At 60.6% G+C, this 15,503-nt stretch carries 13 protein-coding genes and 1 tRNA gene; 10 read left to right on the top strand and 4 right to left on the bottom strand.

The window, feature by feature from the left end:
* Position 1: 1 nt before the first annotated feature.
* Positions 2-1,978 (top strand): acetoacetate--CoA ligase, encoded by a 1,977-nt coding sequence (locus tag ACQY1L_RS11930; RefSeq protein WP_430240982.1) that lies wholly within the window; start codon positions 2-4, stop codon positions 1,976-1,978.
* A 230-nt stretch (positions 1,979-2,208) separates the two neighbouring features.
* Here the strand turns inward: ACQY1L_RS11930 and ACQY1L_RS11925 are convergent, their stop codons facing one another.
* Entirely contained in the window at positions 2,209-6,261 is a 4,053-nt protein-coding gene (locus ACQY1L_RS11925) for a PAS domain S-box protein (RefSeq protein WP_430240981.1), read from the bottom strand.
* Between the two features lie 259 nt (positions 6,262-6,520).
* On the opposite strand from ACQY1L_RS11925, the gene ACQY1L_RS11920 reads away from it, so the two are divergent.
* Positions 6,521-6,946, top strand: a complete 426-nt coding sequence (locus ACQY1L_RS11920; protein WP_430240980.1) for a phasin family protein — start codon at positions 6,521-6,523, stop codon at positions 6,944-6,946.
* Between the two features lie 141 nt (positions 6,947-7,087).
* Positions 7,088-7,164, top strand: a tRNA-His gene (locus ACQY1L_RS11915).
* 22 nt (positions 7,165-7,186) lie between these two features.
* Here ACQY1L_RS11915 and ACQY1L_RS11910 read toward each other — a convergent pair.
* A complete protein-coding gene (locus tag ACQY1L_RS11910) occupies positions 7,187-7,651 on the bottom strand; it encodes a hypothetical protein (RefSeq protein WP_092661249.1) in 465 nt (154 codons plus the stop codon).
* Positions 7,652-7,895: 244 nt separating this feature from the next.
* On the opposite strand from ACQY1L_RS11910, the gene ACQY1L_RS11905 reads away from it, so the two are divergent.
* Positions 7,896-8,141, top strand: coding sequence for a helix-turn-helix domain-containing protein (locus ACQY1L_RS11905; protein ID WP_062579161.1), 246 nt, complete (start codon positions 7,896-7,898; stop codon positions 8,139-8,141).
* A gap of 63 nt (positions 8,142-8,204) precedes the next feature.
* Here the strand turns inward: ACQY1L_RS11905 and ACQY1L_RS11900 are convergent, their stop codons facing one another.
* The gene (locus ACQY1L_RS11900; RefSeq protein ID WP_113166237.1) at positions 8,205-9,110 is read right to left on the bottom strand and encodes a LysR family transcriptional regulator; all 906 of its coding nucleotides are present in this window, start codon (positions 9,108-9,110) and stop codon (positions 8,205-8,207) included.
* 122 nt (positions 9,111-9,232) lie between these two features.
* Here ACQY1L_RS11900 and ACQY1L_RS11895 point away from each other — a divergent pair, with 122 nt between their 5' ends.
* The 6 genes from ACQY1L_RS11895 to ACQY1L_RS11870 all read left to right on the top strand — a co-directional run bounded on the left by ACQY1L_RS11895 (position 9,233) and on the right by ACQY1L_RS11870 (position 14,202).
* The gene (locus ACQY1L_RS11895) at positions 9,233-10,729 is read left to right on the top strand and encodes a CoA-acylating methylmalonate-semialdehyde dehydrogenase (protein WP_430240979.1); all 1,497 of its coding nucleotides are present in this window, start codon (positions 9,233-9,235) and stop codon (positions 10,727-10,729) included.
* A 108-nt stretch (positions 10,730-10,837) separates the two neighbouring features.
* Positions 10,838-10,969 carry a hypothetical protein gene (locus tag ACQY1L_RS11890; RefSeq protein WP_256413688.1) on the top strand — a complete coding sequence of 44 codons (132 nt, stop codon included), beginning with the start codon at positions 10,838-10,840 and terminating at the stop codon, positions 10,967-10,969.
* Positions 10,970-11,091: 122 nt separating this feature from the next.
* Positions 11,092-11,568, top strand: coding sequence for an iron-responsive transcriptional regulator RirA (gene rirA / locus ACQY1L_RS11885; protein WP_062453758.1), 477 nt, complete (start codon positions 11,092-11,094; stop codon positions 11,566-11,568).
* Between the two features lie 143 nt (positions 11,569-11,711).
* Positions 11,712-12,782, top strand: coding sequence for an AbrB family transcriptional regulator (locus ACQY1L_RS11880; protein WP_430240978.1), 1,071 nt, complete (start codon positions 11,712-11,714; stop codon positions 12,780-12,782).
* A gap of 57 nt (positions 12,783-12,839) precedes the next feature.
* On the top strand, positions 12,840-13,361 hold the full coding sequence (locus tag ACQY1L_RS11875) for a gluconokinase (RefSeq protein WP_192087030.1): 522 nt from the start codon (positions 12,840-12,842) through the stop codon (positions 13,359-13,361).
* 184 nt (positions 13,362-13,545) lie between these two features.
* Positions 13,546-14,202, top strand: coding sequence for a TetR/AcrR family transcriptional regulator (locus ACQY1L_RS11870; protein WP_062453755.1), 657 nt, complete (start codon positions 13,546-13,548; stop codon positions 14,200-14,202).
* A gap of 1 nt (position 14,203) precedes the next feature.
* Here ACQY1L_RS11870 and ACQY1L_RS11865 read toward each other — a convergent pair whose 3' ends face one another.
* Positions 14,204-15,502 (bottom strand): NAD(P)/FAD-dependent oxidoreductase, encoded by a 1,299-nt coding sequence (locus ACQY1L_RS11865; protein ID WP_430240976.1) that lies wholly within the window; start codon positions 15,500-15,502, stop codon positions 14,204-14,206.
* Position 15,503 lies beyond the last annotated feature (1 nt).

Raw genomic sequence — 15,503 nt, 5'->3', positions numbered from 1 at the left:
CATGAGTGAGCAGCAGCCGCTTTGGTCGCCATCGGAGGAGACGTTGCGGACAGCACCGCTTGCCCGCTTCATCGTCTGGTGCAGCGAGCGGTATTCAATCGGTTTTGAGGATTACGACGCATTCCACCGCTGGTCGATCGAACAGCGCGGCGATTTCTGGTCCGCCGTCTGGGATTTCTGCGGCGTCAAGGGCGACAAGGGCGACGTCTACCTGGACGACGATGGCGAGATGCTCGCCGCCCGCTTCTTTCCCCATGCACGCCTGAACTTCGCCGAAAACCTGCTTGCCGGCAGCGGAGCCGACGCGAAGACCTCGGACGCTCTGGTCTTCTGGGGCGAGGACAAGGTCAAGGACCGTTGGTCCTGGGAAAGGTTGCAGGGCGAGGTGTCGAGGCTTCAGCAGGCATACCGCGCACTCGGCATCGGCAGGGGAGATCGCATCGCCGCGATGATGCCGAATATGCCTGAAACGATCGCCTGCATGCTGGCAGCAGCCTCTATCGGGGCAATCTGGTCTTCCTGCTCACCGGATTTCGGTGAACAGGGCGTGCTGGACCGGTTCGGACAGATCGGCCCAAAGCTGTTCATCACCTGCGATGGCTACTGGTACAACGGCAAACTGCAGGATGTGTCGGCAAAGGTCGACGCGGTTTCAAAGACGCTCGGCGTACCGGTTCTGGTCGTGCCCTATGCAGGGTCGCAGGACAAGAATGCCGCGCCGCTCGCAAAGACCCTCTCCGACGGCCGCGCGCTTGCCGATTTCCTGGCGCCGTTTGCGGCACGGACCGTCGAATTCGAGCCGCTGCCGTTCTCGCATCCGCTCTACATCCTGTTTTCGTCAGGCACGACCGGCGTCCCGAAATGCATCGTCCACTCGGCCGGCGGCACGCTTCTCCAGCATGTGAAGGAACATCGGCTGCATTGCGGCATCGAGCCGGGTGAAAACCTGTTCTATTTCACCACATGCGGCTGGATGATGTGGAACTGGCTGGTCTCCGGTCTCGCAGTTGGCGCCACACTCTGCCTCTATGACGGTTCGCCCTTTGCTCCGGATGGCAACATCCTGTTTGACTATGCGGAACAGGAGCGGTTCGCCGTTTTCGGCACGTCCGCGAAATATATCGACGCCGTGCGCAAAAGTGGCATCGTGCCTGCGCAGAGCCACGATCTGTCCACCCTTCGCCTCGTGACCTCGACGGGCTCGCCGCTATCACCGGAAGGCTTTTCCTTCGTCTATCAGGGCATCAAGAACGACGTCCATCTCGCCTCCATCTCCGGTGGCACGGATATCGTCTCCTGCTTCGTGCTGGGCAATCCGCTGAAGCCGGTCTGGCGCGGCGAGATCCAGGGGCCGGGACTCGGCCTTGCCGTGGATGTCTGGAACGACGAGGGCCAGCCGGTGCGTGGCGAAAAGGGCGAACTGGTCTGCACCAAGGCGTTCCCCTCCATGCCGCTGATGTTCTGGAACGATCCCGACGGTCAGAAATACCGAGCCGCCTATTTCGAGCGGTTCGACAACATCTGGTGCCACGGCGATTTCGCGGAATGGACGTCCCATGGCGGCATCGTCATCCATGGCCGTTCCGATGCGACGCTTAATCCTGGCGGGGTTCGGATCGGCACGGCTGAGATCTACAATCAGGTGGAGCAGATGGACGAGATCGCCGAAGCGATCTGCATCGGCCAGGACTGGGACGAGGATGTGCGCGTCGTGCTGTTCGTCCGGCTGGCGGACGGACTGACGCTGGACGACCGACTGACCAGGGAGATCAAGGCGCGTATTCGAGCAGGCGCCTCGCCACGGCACGTGCCGGCAAAGATCATCCAGGTCGCCGATATTCCCCGCACCAAATCCGGCAAGATCGTCGAACTTGCCGTGCGCGATATCGTTCACAGTCGGCCGGTCAGAAATCGGGAGGCGCTTGCCAACCCGGACGCGCTGGAGCTGTTTGCCAATGTCGCGGAGTTGCGGAATTGACGGCCATCAGGTGCCCTGTGCCATTGCGGGTCGCCGTTCCTGCATTGCCGGAACTGGTATTGGTTTTTAACGGCGTGTTAAGCCTCGCCCGCCAAAACTGATCCGGCATGATACTTTTCGTGTAGGGAAGATGAGCAAGGCTCAGGCTTTGCTGATTAGGAAGTCTTCCGTCACTTTTCGAACAGCATCAATTCCAGGCAGCCTCAGGGCTGCCTTCTTTTTACGTGCGTTCAGTTGGCAAGCACCCGCTGCGGCGGAAAGGTGATTTCCACCAGCGTTCCCTCGTTCGGCGCCGAGCTGATCGAGAAGGCTGCCTTGTTTGCATCCACCATCGCCTTGGTAAGCGGCAGCCCGAGACCTGTTCCGTCGCCACGCTTGCGGGCAGCACCGGCAACCTGCCGGAAAGGCTTCATCGCAAGTTCCAGTTCCGCCCGGGTCATGCCGATCCCGGTATCCCGGATACGCAGCGCCACGCTGCCATTCGGCTCGTAGGCGGTCGACACCACGATCTGCCCGCCCGATGGCGTGAAGCGGATCGCATTCGAAAGAATGTTGAGTGCAATCTGCTTGACCGAGCGCAGATCGGCCACGACTTGCGGCACAGCCTGCGACAGCGCGGTGCGGATGATCACCCGTTGGCCGTTTGCCTGCGGCTGCACCAGCGACACGGCTTCCGATATCGTCTCGTTGAGACCGACAGCGACGAAATCCAGCTCCATCTCGCCGGCTTCGATTTTCGAGATGTCGAGAAGGTCGTTGACGATGTCGAGTACGTGGCGACCGGACCGACCGATGTCGTTGGCATATTCGATATAGCGCGGATGGCCGATCGGCCCAAACCGCTCGCCGGCCATCATGTCTGAAAAGCCGATGATGGCGTTAAGCGGCGTGCGGATCTCGTGGCTGACATGCGCCAGGAAATCGCTCTTGTGCGCGTTGGCTGTCTCGGCGGCGCGCTTTGCCGTGCGAAGCTCGTCTTCGGTGCGCTTCCACTGGGTAATATCGCGGATCACGGCGCAATAACCGTTCGACGAGGTCAGCTTGCCGATCGTCATAAACAGCGGCAAGAACCCGCCGGACGCTTCGCGACCGATCACCTCGCGGCCATCGTTCAGCACGCTGGCAACGCCATGCCCGGCAAGTCCGGAAAGATAATCGACGATCGCCCGCTGGCTTTCATGGGCAAACAGCATCACGAACGGTTTGCCGTCGATTTCTTCCTGATCGTAGTTGAACAGCGCGCTTGCTGCCCTGTTCACCGAACGGATCTCGCCATCCGCACCGATCAGCACGACGCCATCGGTCGCAGTTTCCAGGATTGCACGCAACTCTTCGACTTCCACCTGCAGCCGGACCAACTGGTCGGCAGGGCGGACCGTTCGGGCAACCGTACGGATTTCCTCGCCCGGGTGATCGGACAGCGAGTTTGCTTCCGACGCGTCGGATGTCGTCGGCATCAGCGCCAGCATCAGGGCCGTCGTGTCGTCCCATCGAACCGATTGCAGACGTGCGGTCACCGGCAGGATCTCGTCGTCGGCGCGCACCACCACCATGCCGCTTGGTCTCGCACCATCGCCATCGAAATCCTGACGCTGCAGGAGTGCATCCAGACCGCCGACCTCTTCCAGTTCCTCAAGTGATGCATAGCCGGTCAGCTTGAGGAATTCCGGATTGCAATGGATCAGCGTGTCGCCGTTGTGAACGAGCAGTGCCACCGGCATCTGGTCGACAATCTCGGAGGAGAGGCCGATGCGCTCGCGCACCGGGATCATGCTCAGCAGAGGGACGTCGGATGGCTCGACATGGTCTGGCTCCGGCGCAACATCTGCGGGCTCAAGCATTGGCGCAGCCGGGATTTCCGTGCCAGCGTCGTCCTCGCTGTCGCTCTGGTTCTCGTTTGCAGCGACAGGCGGGAAGTCCGAGGCGAAGTGGTCGTCAACAGCGCTGCCGTCGAGATCCGTTTCGGATGCCTCGATGCTATGGCCTTCGTCGCCCGCCTGAGCGACAATCTCAGCCTCATCCGACACGTGGTCTTCTGCGGCCGGTGCCTCTTCGGCGGAAAGCACCTCTTCTTCGGATGCCACGTGCGAAGCAGGCTGCTCCTGCCAAGCATTGGTCACACCAGTCTCATCTGCCACTGGCTCTGAAACGTCAGTATTCTCTGCGGAAATCTCGCTTGCGGCGGAAGCTTTGCTCGGCGCTGGTTCAGCCGGCGCAGTCTCGGCGTTTGCTGGCGTTTCTTCCGTTGCGCGGTCGAGCTGGCGCCCAATCTCGCGGAAGGCCGCCTGTTCGACCGGCGTCAGGCGGGCGCGGTGTTCTTCGAGCTGGATGACCTTGTCGGACTGGCGACGGCCGGGGTTCTCGACCAGTCGCAGCGCAGGACGCTCACCGGCTGGCCACTCGAGCGGGGCAGCGTCGGAACGGTCGCTATCGGAATAGGTGGTTCCGTAGATGGCGCTATCAGACGGGGACGTTGCTTCCGGCTCCTCCTGTTGCGCTTCCGTCGCCACCAGGCGGTCTTCCAGAACGTCGGAGACCTGCTCCGCGTCATCGGATTGCCGATCGGCGGCGTTTACCGCGTCCTCGATGCCCGGTTCTTCAGTCTCCTTGACCGCTTCATCCTCGACCGTCGTCGGCGAAAGCGTCAGGCCGGTGGCGTCAGGATCATCCTTGGCGTCGGCGATCCGTACGATGCCGAAGCCGCGGAAGCCGTCGAATTCGCGACTCCGGGTATAGGTGGGCAGTGCCGCCAGATCGACCGGCACGACAAGTGCCGTGCCCTCTACCGGCCACCAGATGGTTTTGCCCGACCAGGTGTCGCGCTTGCCGAGCAGTTCGGTGATGCGCCCCTCGGGATCCAGATGGAAGAGAGCGGCGAGGTCGGAAAACGCCATGCCGACAACATCTGCGGCATGCGGTCCCACGGCCTTGGCGAATTCGCCCGAGACCTCTGTAAACTGCCCATCGGCATCGATCTTCCAGACGAAACGCACCGCGCGTGAATCGCGGCTGAACACAAAGCCTTCCACGTCGCCGAATGCATCGGGCTCGGCAACCGTAGTTTCTGGAGCGGCGACCGATATCAGAGCCTGCTCGCTCCGTGTTTCGGCCGGCTCGGATGCATCCCCTGCCTCCGGTGCCGGAAGGCGGTCTTCCGCGATCTCGTCCGAGGCTTCCGCGATCTCATGCGCCGGAATGTCTTCGACAACATCCTCCGACACGATGTCTTCGGCAACTGCTTCCGGAGCGGGCTCCAGATCGACTTCTTCACTCTCCGGCTCTACCGCCGCCGCTTCTTCAACTGGTACGTCGCCATCGACCGGCGCGTCAGCAACCGTAGCTGCGTCATTAACCGCGCTTACCGCAGCCTCTATTTCCGCAACCGGCTCCGGCTGCTCGGCGGGCTCGGAATTTTCTTCGTCCGCCGCAGTCTCTTCGATCGCGACCGTGTTGATCTCGGTTGCCTCTGCCGCCGTCACGGTTTCAGGAAGCTCGAACTCTTCCTGAGCCTCAACATCGTCCTCGATCGCGGCAAGGGCGTCGATGACCGCAGTCTCGTCGTCGGGCACCATCGCAACGACGCCGGGATCAACCAAGGTTTGCGGGGTAACCGCGTCATCGGTCGCCATATCGACAGTGAACAGAATGTAGAGGGCAGGGGCGTCCGAAAGCTTGCCGATGGCAGCCGGAAGGTTGCCCTTGGCGGTCGTGATCGGGCGTTTGGCAAGCCGGCTGGGATCGGCGGATGCCGTCGCCGAAAGCGTCGTGATCGCCGCTTCCGATATGTCGAGACTTTCAAAACGCTCGGAGGCAGCGGCAACCTTGCCTGCCGCGTCAACGATAGCGATATGGGTGTCTGCTTCCTCGAAGCCCTCGATCATCCGCTCCGCACGCTCGGCGATCGTTGCAAGCTCCCGCTCGGGTGCTGCCGAAAAGAGAATGGCCCGCTCGCCATGGACTTCGACAAGTTCACAGGCCCCGCGAAGCACGACCCGTTGGAAACCGGAAATAACGCGGACTGCGAGGCCTCTTGTATCGCCGACCTTGGCAAGCTGGCGGGCGGTTGCCTCGACCTGCCGAAAGGCCACGTCGGCGCGGTTCGGCCCCTGATCGATCAGGTCGTAGATCGAGCCAAATCCGAAGAGCGCCGCACCGCGTCCGTTCGCCCACAAAGGCATGCGCATGTCGGAGGAAAACAGCACTATACCGTCGCCCGCTGCAAAGCGTTCCCTGACGCGCTCGTGGACGGCGATGTCGATGAAAGGGTACTGTACAGAGGACATGAACGACCTGTCGGTTAACTACCGGCATTCCTGAGAGACTTAATCCTTCGTTAATACCTTGCCCCCCTTCCGGGGTCCACAGGCCGACCGGTTAAACCTCCGTCAGGGTTAACGGCGGCGCTTTTGTGCGCCGCACAAATTCGTTGCGCGGCACAACGTTTGCGATTATATTTCAGGCATCCAACTCCGGCTTTTGCCTATTTAAAAGTCGGGGTAGAGCCTTGGAGGAGCTTTCGCGATGGCACACGGCACAGAATAGATGTTTTCGTTTTCCGCTTCCGATCCCATGAAGCTTGGCGAACGCCTTCGCGACCTTACCGGGCAGGGCGCAAGCCAGTCCAGTGAAGCCTATGCTAGAATGAAAGCCGCGACAGAGGAAGCCACCATGGCGGTGGAATCCACAGTTCACACGGCCCAGTCCGGTTCCGTTGAACTCGGGCTTAAGGCACTGGAAGCGTTCCGGTCCAGTGCGGATCTGTCGCTCTCGCATATGCAGGCGCTGCTCGGCGTCAAATCAGCGTCGGAATTCTTCGAATTGCAGACCTCGTTCATCCGCCGTCAGGCAGAGGCGACGGTCGAGCAGGCAAAATCCATGCAGGACATGGCCCGCCAGCTTGCAGAAGACGTGTCGCGGCCGGGCAAGGAAGCTGCCGAAAAGGCAATGGCAAATTTCCGAACCGCTTGATCGCGACCAGCGCATCACGCCCGTATTCCATGGCCGCCGACTGGGCGGCCATTCCATTTTTGGCTTCGTTCTCTCAAAAGGGGCTTGCCAAACGCTGCCGATGGCAGTATCTGCACCGGCGACGCGATTTAGGCGTCTCGTGCGGTTGTAGCTCAGTTGGTTAGAGCGCAGGCTTGTGGCGCCTGAGGTCAGTGGTTCGACCCCACTCAACCGTACCACTTCTTTTCCTGGAATGTCAGATCAGTGAAGCGGCTTGTCGCCGGCAATCCGCATGGCGTCCTGAAACACACGGCCGAGCCTGGCGCGTTCTTCGCCCAGTTGGACCAGGGCCTTGTTGAACCGCCGCGCTACGGCAGCATCGATATCGCTCCGCCGGACCTGGTTTGGTTTCTGGCCATCCTGCGATTTGACAATCATCGGGCGACCGATGTTTTCCTGAAACTGCGCCAATGTCATGCCCGCCTTCAGCAACAGCGTGCGCATATGAGTCCTGTTTTCGGTCGCAAGCGTCAACCGGAAAGCATTGACCAGCGAGTCCTTGGAGGCCGGCAGGTCGCGCACGTCGAAGAGGTCGTTCTTCGTCTCGTGTTCGCGCAAATAGGTCAGGTGAAGCTCCACAAGGCGATGCGCCGCCTCGAGAATGTCAGCATCCGTGCTTCCGGGTATACCCAGATTTTCAAAACGTTTCGAACTCGACTGATGCATATTGACGTCCCTATTCGAGCAGAGAACGCGCGAAGACTGTTTTTGTTCGAAAAAGCGGCAAACAACGGGCTCAGATCCGCGACGACGCTCAACACTTTTTGTTGCAGTGCAGCGAATGCCCTTGCCGTGGGGGCATCAATGCATATCTATTGGGCTCTGGCGGCACCAAAATTGTGCAGTCGAACTTCGGGCTGCTTGCCCCCTTCGCTGCCTAGCGGCAGATTTTGACGGAAGGAAGATTACCATGACGGTTTCCATTAATAACTTTCGTGCCTCGACAGAACAGGTTCTCGCACCGGATCAGGTGGCTGGGTTGATTGCCCAGGCGCGCCAGGCTGCCGGCTACAGCATCGACGATCTTGCCGTTACGACCGGATTGGTCACGGATGAGATCGTGGGTATGGAGAACGGCACGGATTTCGATCCTGCCAAGTTGAAGCGCATCGCAAATGCCCTCAAGATGCCGATGTCGGTTCTAAAGGCGTCGTAATCGCAGACGTCCGGCCTATCATGCTGGACGCTGTGAATGCTTAAGGCCCGCTTCTCGCGGGCTTTATTTTTGTCCGGACGGCGGTTTCCACACGAAGATCCGCGCTTCCTCCTGAATGACTTCCCGCAGGAAATCCGCGACGGTTCGAACCCGCACCAGGTTCCTGGCCGTCTCGTGATAACTGCTCCAATAGGCCCGGCGAATGGAGATGTCCGGAAGGATGCGGGTCAGGTTCATGTCCTGCGAAGCGACATAGTCGTGCAGAATGCCGATCCCGGCGCCGGACCGCACCGCTTCGATCTGGCCGATTGCGCTCGAAATCTCGAACCCGGCATCCCAGTTGCGCATCACCTCGCCGGTGAAGTTCAGCGACGGGGAAAAGATCAGGTCTTCCACATAACCGATCCGCGCATGGTCCTTGAGCGCCTCGATACTGTCGGGCGCGCCTGCGTCCTGGAGATAGGCTTTCGAGGCGTAGAGCCCGAGCGTGTAATCCGTCAGCCGCGATGAGACCAGGCGCCCCTGTTCTGGCCGGTCGATCGTGATTGCGATATCCGCTTCCCGTTGCGACAGCGAAAACGAGCGTGGCACCGGCACCAGTTGCAGTTTCAGCTGCGGATGCCGCTTCGTCAGCATTCCCAGGCGCGAGGCCAGGAAGTGCACGCCGAACCCGTCGGGCGCGCCGACCCGCACGGTACCGGCAATTGCCGCGTCGATCCGACCGGTACTCGCCTGCGCGTCCAGCATCTCCGTCTCGATCCGCTCGGCGGCCCGCAGAAACACCTCTCCCTCAGGCGTCAACTCGCAGCCATTGGTGCGGCGGATCAGCAGCCGCGTGCGCAGATCCTCTTCCAGCGCTGATATCCGTCGCCCGACCGTGGCATGATTGATCCCCAGCCGACGGGAAGCCGCCAGGATCTGTCCGCTGCGCGCAACAGCCAGGAAAAGCCGCAGGTCATCCCAGTTCATCGTCACCTCACGGTGGGTATAGTTGTGTCGAATTTTGCACAACGGATGCGTAAACCATGGCGTTGCCTTGTGCAAATTGACGCGTATCCTCGTCCCTTACAATTTCAAGAAGGAGGATCACCATGTACGAGATCGGTCATTTCATCGGCGGCCAGCATGTTGCCGGTACGAGCGGGCGCACGGCCAATGTCTTCAATCCGGCAACGGGCGAAGTCCAGGCGACCGTGGCGCTTGCAAGCGATGCGGATCTGAATGCAGCCGTCGAGAATGCCAAGGCTGCCCAGCCGAACTGGGCCGCCACCAACCCGCAGCGCCGCGCCCGCGTTTTCATGAAGTTCGTCCAGTTGTTGAATGACAACATGGATGAACTTGCCGAGATGCTGTCGCGCGAGCATGGCAAGACGATCGAGGATGCCAAGGGCGACATCGTTCGCGGTCTTGAAGTCTGTGAATTCGTCATCGGCATCCCGCATCTGTCCAAGAGCGAGTTCACCGAAGGTGCCGGTCCGAACATCGACATGTATTCCATTCGGCAAGCGGTCGGGATCGGTGCCGGCATCACGCCGTTCAACTTCCCGGCGATGATCCCGATGTGGATGTTTGCACCCGCGATTGCCTGCGGCAATGCCTTCATCCTGAAGCCTTCCGAGCGCGATCCCTCCGTGCCGATGCGTCTGGCCGAACTGATGATCGAGGCAGGCCTTCCGGCCGGCATTTTGAACGTCGTCAACGGCGACAAGTCCGCGGTCGATGCGATCCTGACGCATCCGGATATCTCTGCCGTCTCGTTTGTAGGCTCCACGCCGATCGCCCGCTACGTCTACGGAACCGCCGCCATGAACGGCAAGCGCGCACAGTGCTTCGGCGGCGCCAAGAACCACATGATCATCATGCCGGATGCAGATCTCGACCAGGCCGCCAACGCCCTGATGGGCGCCGGGTATGGCTCGGCCGGCGAGCGCTGCATGGCGATCTCGGTTGCGGTCCCGGTCGGCGAGGACACCGCCAACCGTCTGATCGAGAAGCTGACGCCAATGGTCGAATCCCTGCGCATTGGTCCCTACACGGACGAAAAGGCCGACATGGGCCCGGTCGTCACCAAGGAGGCCAAGGAGCGTATTCTCGGCCTGATCAACAAGGGTGTCGAAGAGGGCGCAAACCTCGTTGTCGATGGCCGCGACTTCAAGCTGCAGGGCTATGAAAACGGCAATTTCGTCGGCGGCTGCCTGTTCGACAACGTCACGCCCGACATGGACATCTACAAGACCGAAATCTTCGGCCCTGTCCTGTCAGTGGTGCGCGCCAAGACTTATGAGGAAGCGCTCGACCTGCCGATGCGCCATGAATACGGCAATGGTGTCGCGATCTATACCCGCGACGGCGATGCCGCCCGCGACTTCGCCTCGCGGATCAATATCGGGATGGTCGGCGTCAACGTTCCGATCCCGGTGCCGCTCGCCTATCACTCCTTTGGCGGCTGGAAGTCCTCGTCCTTCGGCGACCTCAACCAGCATGGCACGGATTCGATCAAGTTCTGGACCCGCACCAAGACGGTAACCAGCCGCTGGCCCACAGGCATCAAGGATGGCGCCGAATTCGTCATGCCCGTCATGAAGTAAGCCCGACTGTCGAATAGACACGCTCCGCCGCATTCTCGTGCGGCGGAGACATTGACCTCTTCCTAGGCGCTGCTAATTTACACATTCGTGTGAGGGGGAGTGTTCATCATGAATTACGAGTGGGACGTTTCGCGCGCGCGCCGCATCCGCCTGGCGAAAATCGGCATAACGTTTCTGGCGGCGACCTTCCTGTTTGCAGTTCCAGTCTGGTTTGCGGTACACATGGGTCTTGCCGGATAATGCCGGCAATAAAGCGCGTCATCGGCAACGTAGCGTTCAAGGGCAATTTCGCAAACTTTGGAATTGTTCAAAACTAGCAAACCCACTATGTATGGGGCCGTGACGAGTCTCGGGAGACGAATATGCGCCTGACAAAGCAGACCAACTACGCCGTTCGCATGCTCATGTACTGTGCTGCGAACGAGGGGAAGCTCAGCCGCATCCCGGAGATCGCGCGCGCCTATGGCGTGTCCGAACTGTTTCTCTTCAAGATCCTGCAGCCTTTGACCAAGGCCGGCTTGGTCGAGACCGTTCGCGGCCGAAACGGCGGTGTTCGCCTCGGTCGCGCTGCCGACCGTATCACTCTGTTTGATGTGATCCGCGTGACGGAAGACAGTTTCGCGATGGCCGAATGTTTCGAGGAGGGCGTCGCCGAATGTCCTCTGGTCGATAGCTGTGGTCTCAACTCGGCACTTCGCAAGGCGCTGAATGCCTTCTTCGACGTGCTGGCAGACTATACGATCGACGATCTGGTCAAGGCGCGCCCGCAGATTAACTTCCTGCTCGGGATCGATCCGCCGCCGGCAATCGCCAAGATGGTCGCGGCACCGGCCGCCTGATCTCAATACAGATCTCATCGCAGCATCAGTTTAGCGGCCCGGCAGGTTGACCTCCGGGCTGTCTTCTTTAGGAGTAGGCAACGTTTCCTTTATTGATGGCCCCTTGAGCGTGGCTCCGGGTGGTCACCCAGATATTCGTTGCCATGCCCTTTTCCCAATTGCGTGAATTTGCCCTGACCGCGCTGGTCGGTGCCGGCGGTGCGCTGATCGCCGCGATGATCGGCTTCCCCGCTCCCTATCTGATCGGTCCGGCGCTGGCCGTGTCGCTTGCGGGTATCGCAGGCCTCACCCTCTCGATCCCGAAAATCGTCCGGAACGGCTGCTTCATCGTCATCGGCATCTCGATGGGGGCGACCGTCACGCCCGACATCCTGGTGGCGATCAAGCGCTGGCCGCTAAGCTTCGTGATGGTCATGGTTACCGTCACGGCCCTGCTTTACGTCGCGGCCTGGGTCATGCAGCGTTTCTTCCATTACGACCGCACCACGGCTTTCCTCGCAGCTTCGCCGGGACATCTGAGCTACGTGCTCAGTCTTGCCGCTGACATGCGTTGCGACCAGCGAACGGTCGGCATTTCCCAGAGCGTGCGCGTGCTTCTGTTGACGATCAGCGTACCCATGATTGTCACAGCATTTGATCTTGGCGGCGGAGATAGTGTCGCTCAGGTCATCGCGATGGACCTGCCGATGCTGTTGGGCATCCTTGCGGTCTCGACCGTCATCGGCATGCTCTTCCTGCGCTGGAAGCTTCCCGCAGCCCTTCTGCTCGCCGGCACACTGGTTTCGATCTCCACCCACGTGACATCGTTCGCCACCGGTGGCGTTCCCTCCTGGCTCATTGTCCCCGTCTATATCCTTCTCGGCGCCAACATCGGAACGCGCTTTTGCGGAATCTCGCTTCTCGAGGTGCGCACAGCGCTCGTATCCGGCCTCGTGGTCACGGTGATCGTCTCGGTCATGGCGGCGGCCATGGCCGGCACCGTCTCGTATGTCCTGGACATACCGCTCGATGCGGCCCTGATCGCGTTTTCGCCCGGTGGGCTGGAGACCATGGCGGCGATGGCGGTCATGCTGCATGCCGACCCGACCTATGTCGGTGCCCATCACGTCCTGCGCCTGATCTTTCTGTCGATCCTGATGCCGTTTGCGCTCGGGCGCGATGAAACGGGTCCGGGCAAGTCCGCGACTGGCGTTGAAGATCGCCGGGACTTGTGATCTGTCGCTCAATGCGGTTGAAGGAGACCGGCTGTCGATATCAAAGAGGAGCAACCAATGAGCAAACAGGCTGGCAGAGCCATCATCGTCATGGGCGTCAGCGGCGCTGGAAAGAGTTCCGTCGCTGAGCGTTTGGCAGAGAGCCTGAATTGCCGCTTCATGGAAGGCGACAGTCTGCATCCGCAGTCCAATGTCGACAAGATGGCGCAGGGAACACCGCTCACCGACGAAGACCGCTGGCCCTGGCTCGATGTGATCGGCGAGAAGATCGCCGAGGCTCTCGCGCGTTCAGAAGACCTCGTGGTGACCTGCTCTGCACTGAAAGTCGTCTACCGCGAACGGCTGCGCAGCGCTGCGGGTGGCAAGCTGACCTTCGTGTTTCTCAAAGGAAGCCAGGAGCTGTTGAGCCGCCGGATGGGCGAGCGCAAGGGCCATTTCATGCCGACGTCTCTGTTGCAAAGCCAGCTCGCCACGCTGGAAAGCCCCGAGGGTGAAGCAGGCGTCGTGACCGTCGACATTGACGCCACGCTCGACCGCATCGTGGCAGATGCCGTAGCGGGGCTGAAGGATGCGATATGACACGCGATCCTAATTCAAGATAAACTGTTTGAGTGTCGAATTATTTTCAAAATTCTAATGCTTTCGGTGATCCGACATGCCTGACTTGCCGTACAACGCAAACTTATAATGTAACTATGCTGCCAGGTGCCTCTCTTATCGCCCCGTCCAGTATAGGCAACAGGGCGTACGGAGAGAGTTGCGGATGCGAGATTCGATGCAGAGTGCAGGCGGGAGTTCACTTCGTCGGGTACCGAAACAGGAAAGAAGCCGCGAACGCATTGATGATATCCTGAAGGTCTCGATGGAGCTGATCGGCGAAAAGGGTATCGATGCGGTCACGATGAAGGAGATTGCGTCTCTTTCAGGTGGTCCGATCGCCTCCGTCTACCAGTATTTCCCCAACAAGTCGGCTATCATCGCCATGCTCCATGAGCGCTATGTCGAGGAAGTCCGCGGTATCATCGTCGGACATATTCCGCAGATCTCGACGGCCGAAGACGCGCTGGATGCAACGGACGTTCTTTTCGACCTCTATTACACCCGCATGCGCGAAAAGCCGTCGACCCAGGATCTGTTGAACGCCATCCAGGCCGACAAGGCGCTGGCAGACCGTGATATTACCGAGACCCGCTTCCAGGCCGACCTCTTCTTCGAGATCACCAAGCGGTTCGTCAGCGAACAGCTTTGGGAGAACTACGCCCGCACACTGTTTCTCATGTTCCACATGGCCGCGGCAACATTGCGTCTGGCGCTGATGGTGACGGAAGACGAGGCAGCCAAAATCGTTGCACAGTTCAAGTCGATCGTGCGGGCACAGTCGACCTATTACTTCAAAGGCAGTTTTCCCGCATCGCTGTAAGCTACAGCCCGAGTTTGTCCCGCATGCCGTACCACCAGGCCCCAAGCGCGGTGAGCGGCACGCGGAACGCCCGCCCGCCCGGGAAGGGTAGGTTGGGCAGGGATGCCCAGGTATCGAACCTCTCCGCATGGCCGGCAACCGCCTCACCAAGGATCTTGCCGAGCAGATGCGTGGTGGTCACGCCGTGGCCGCTGTCGCCGTGCGAGAAGAACACGGTGTCGGACAGCTTTCCCACATGCGGAATGCGGGTCAGCGTCAGTGCAAAATTGCCGCTCCACGCATAGTCGATCCTCACATTCTTCAGCTGCGGAAAGGTCTTGAGCATGTTCGGGCGGATCACGCCCGTCAGGTCCTTCGGGTCGCTGCCGCCATAACCGATCCCGCCGCCGTACAGCAGTCGGTTGTCGGCGGTGCGGCGATAGTAGTCGAGAATGTAATTGGCATCCTCGACGCAGTAATTTGCGGGCAGAAGGCTCTCGATCAGGCCCGCATCGAGCGGCTCCGTCGCCATCACCTGGCTCGAAACCGGCATCATCTTGCCATGGATCTCCGGCAGCAGCGGCGATAGATAGGCGTTGCCGCACACCAGCACATAGGATGCCGTGACACGGCCCTTGTCGGTTCTGACCACGGGCTTTGCCGTCTGGTCGATGCCGACCACCCGTGATCCCTCGAAAATCTGCGCGCCGAGGCTTTCGGCCGCTGCCGCTTCCCCGAGCACCAGATTGAGCGGATGGATATGGCCACCCTTTCGGTCGATCATGCCGCCGGCATAGCGGTCGCTTTTCACATAGCGTCCGACGTCAGCCTTCGAGACCATCTCCAGCCCGTCATGGCCGTGCTGTTCCCATACGGCCTTGTGCACCTCCATCTCGCGCACCTGCTTGTCGGTAAACGCCGCAAAGAAACCGCCGGGCACGAGACCGCAGTCGATCCCGTATTGCGCCACGCGGCCGCGAATGATCTCGCCGCCTTCGAGCGACATCGCACCGAGTTGCACGGCCTTGTCGCGCCCGTAGCGTCCGGCGATCGTCTCCAGATCGCGGCTGTAGCCGTTGACGATCTGCCCGCCATTGCGGCCGGACGCGCCGAAGCCGATCCGCTCGGCCTCCAGCACCACGACGGAATAGCCGCGCTCGGCCAGTTCGAGAGCGGCCGAGATGCCGGAAAAGCCCGCGCCGATCACGCAGACATCGGCCTCGATCTCGCCCTCGAGGGCAGGGCGCACACGCTTGTCATTGGCTGAGGCGGCATACCAGGAATTGGCGTGGCGGGGATTGTCTGCGGGTTTGAAAGCCATC

The sequence above is a fragment of the Neorhizobium sp. DAR64862/K0K3 genome, from assembly GCF_050500185.1.
Lineage (GTDB): Bacteria > Pseudomonadota > Alphaproteobacteria > Rhizobiales > Rhizobiaceae > Neorhizobium > Neorhizobium soli.
This window is presented reverse-complemented; position numbering and strand designations above follow the sequence as displayed.